The organism is Myroides pelagicus, assembly GCF_009711055.1.
GTDB classification, from domain to species: domain Bacteria; phylum Bacteroidota; class Bacteroidia; order Flavobacteriales; family Flavobacteriaceae; genus Flavobacterium; species Flavobacterium pelagicum.
Window position 1 is genome coordinate 1 of the sequence record NZ_WMJY01000084.1, and the last position, 957, is coordinate 957.

The window sequence follows — 957 nt, forward strand, 5'->3', positions numbered from 1 at the left end:
TAATTAATTTTGTGACACAGTTGGCGGTACACCCTCAGAAAAGGATGCTTATTCAGCATCCTTTTTTTGTATTGTGTCAAAAAACTATACTTATACCCTCTGTTTTTTAGTTTATTATCATAAGCTTTACTAAATGTAGTAACAGGATAGTTATTCTTTCTCTTGTTTCATTTCTTCATAAGAAACCTGTTCTCCATTTTTATTGTAAAAAATGACTTCTCTTTCTTTGTCTACTTTACTTCTAACTTTTCCATCTTCAAAGTAAGTAAGTCCATTTTCATAATAGGATTTTGTCCTTCCATTTTCTTTATTAGTTTCATAATTTAATTGCCCATTCTTAGTACACGACAAAACTATCAATTGATAGACTTAAAAAACTAATCTTGTTAGTAATGATTGCTTTTGTATGGTGTTATAAAATTGGTGACTATATGGACACTATCAAACCTATCACAATCAAAAAACATGGTGTAGGCTTATTAGTGTTTTAACTTGGATTTGACTACTCATCAAGATTATTACTCTCTAAAAACTAATACAACCCATTAAATATCAATCGATTTAGTTTTTTGTTGTGTACTTAGATTAATAATAAGTTTTATCGGACACTAATGATTTTATAATAATTAAATATTTATACAATATCTACATCTAACACTAAGTAACATATCCAAAACAAATAAACACAAAGTCGATATTATTTTTTTACAAAACAAGCATAATATAATTATGGAAACAACTTTGGTGGTTGTAAAATACAGATAAAAAGTAAAATTTATTGTAGATTGTTTAAGTAAAATATAATTATGAGTTTATTTTGATTTAAATAAGGTAATATTTATTATATTTAAAAATAAATATTATAGTAAAATTAACAAAAATAAGATTTGAGATAGAAATTAGAGAATAGAATATTTTTATATTTCTTAGATTCAACAAATAAATGCAACAGCATTT

The 957-nt window shown here is 24.5% G+C and carries 1 protein-coding gene; it reads right to left on the reverse strand.

All coding sequences use genetic code 11. The annotated features are described in order from the left end of the window. Positions 1-150 precede the first annotated feature (150 nt). Positions 151-351: a hypothetical protein gene (locus GJV77_RS14645; protein WP_155037069.1), complete on the reverse strand. Its 201-nt coding sequence runs from the start codon at positions 349-351 to the stop codon at positions 151-153. Between the last annotated feature and the right edge of the window lie 606 nt (positions 352-957).